Genomic DNA, 806 nt, shown 5'->3' on the forward strand with positions numbered 1-806 from the left:
CTTTTTTTAGCGGGGCCACTTAACCTGGATGCCGATGAAGGATTCGTCGTAACGATCGACATCACCAGAGGCGAAGAGAGAGTTAGATCTAGCTGGAGAGAATCATCGATCACCCATAAGCTGCGTGAGGACGCTGAGCGTGTAGGTACGTCTGTCGCACGTCAGGAGATCGATGGGCTGTTTTAAAACTCGACGCCTGTCTTGGCGAATCGCTCAAGCTGTCGCGACTGCTTTTCGGTAACTTCAAAAGCAGGTCGCGACATGTTGACGAATCGGGCGGAATCTTCGGCTGGCGCTGCTGCTAGGTTGATCAGGAGCGTCGAGAGTGTTTCCTGCCACTCCTCAAAGTCGTGTCGCTCGCCCAGCACCTGAAGTGCATCATCGAGCGCTTTCGAGACAATCAGCGTTCTCTTCTCGGCGCCGATCCTGTCGAGCAGCACCTTCTCTTTCGCGCGTTTGTCCCGTTGGATCTGCGCGTTGTCCTTGGCCATGGCCTACCTCTTCTATTTCACTTGCCGGTATAGCCAGCCATGTAGGCCGGCGCCGCGCTGCGACGATCTTGCTAATGCGCCTCATGGTGTATCGGCAAATTTAAAGCCGTTCTCCTGGGCGATCAGCATCACGCGTTTGATGTGCATGCCCAGGTTCTTTGCTGCCACGCTGGCTACCACACCCTTGGCGGCTTCGGCGCGCACTGCAGGCGCCAACTTGTCGCGTTCTTTCCGGAGGCGTTCGTGGTGCGCCGTGGTGCCATTGAAGGGGCCATCGACACCCACGCCGTTCGGAATTACCTGAGCGGTCTTGCC

3 protein-coding genes are annotated in these 806 nt (G+C 56.9%); 1 reads left to right on the forward strand and 2 read right to left on the reverse strand.

The window, feature by feature from the left end; genetic code table 11:
• The coding region (locus tag A7D21_RS36100; protein WP_218188711.1) for a hypothetical protein at window positions 1-186 on the forward strand (186 nt) is incomplete at its 5' end.
• Here the strand turns inward: A7D21_RS36100 and A7D21_RS34045 are convergent.
• Window positions 183-491, reverse strand: a complete 309-nt coding sequence (locus tag A7D21_RS34045; protein WP_069553856.1) for a hypothetical protein — start codon at window positions 489-491, stop codon at window positions 183-185. The genes A7D21_RS36100 and A7D21_RS34045 overlap by 4 nt on opposite strands.
• 81 nt (window positions 492-572) lie before the next feature.
• Window positions 573-806: hypothetical protein (locus tag A7D21_RS34050; RefSeq protein ID WP_069553857.1), on the reverse strand; the 234-nt coding region annotated here is incomplete at its 5' end.

This window comes from Pseudomonas sp. AP19, from assembly GCF_001728855.1.
Taxonomy (GTDB): domain Bacteria; phylum Pseudomonadota; class Gammaproteobacteria; order Pseudomonadales; family Pseudomonadaceae; genus Aquipseudomonas; species Aquipseudomonas fluorescens.

Excerpts from the sequence above, each read along its gene's own strand:
- A7D21_RS34045 (WP_069553856.1), bottom strand. The coding sequence starts at position 491 with ATGGCCAAGGACAACGCGCAGATCCAACGGGACAAACGCGCGAAAGAG.